Annotated in this window: 1 protein-coding gene; it reads left to right on the plus strand. The window is 39.4% G+C overall.

Going from position 1 to position 630, the window contains the following annotated elements:
* The coding region (locus WDC87_RS21875; RefSeq protein ID WP_336331335.1) for a hypothetical protein at positions 1-630 on the plus strand (630 nt) is incomplete at both ends.

The raw sequence follows: 630 nt of genomic DNA on the forward strand, positions 1-630 counted from the left end.
TGGGCACAAATTTTCTGTCAGTGGAGAGGGTGAAGGTGATGCAACATACGGAAAACTTACCCTTAAATTTATTTGCACTACTGGAAAACTACCTGTTCCATGGCCAACACTTGTCACTACTTTCACTTATGGTGTTCAATGCTTTTCAAGATACCCAGATCATATGAAACGGCATGACTTTTTCAAGAGTGCCATGCCCGAAGGTTATGTACAGGAAAGAACTATATTTTTCAAAGATGACGGGAACTACAAGACACGTGCTGAAGTCAAGTTTGAAGGTGATACCCTTGTTAATAGAATCGAGTTAAAAGGTATTGATTTTAAAGAAGATGGAAACATTCTTGGACACAAATTGGAATACAACTATAACTCACACAATGTATACATCATGGCAGACAAACAAAAGAATGGAATCAAAGTTAACTTCAAAATTAGACACAACATTGAAGATGGAAGCGTTCAACTAGCAGACCATTATCAACAAAATACTCCAATTGGCGATGGCCCTGTCCTTTTACCAGACAACCATTACCTGTCCACACAATCTGCCCTTTCGAAAGATCCCAACGAAAAGAGAGACCACATGGTCCTTCTTGAGTTTGTAACAGCTGCTGGGATTACACATGGCAT

This window comes from Stenotrophomonas maltophilia group sp. Smal12 (assembly GCF_037079935.1).
Classification (GTDB): Bacteria; Pseudomonadota; Gammaproteobacteria; order Xanthomonadales; family Xanthomonadaceae; genus Stenotrophomonas; species Stenotrophomonas sepilia.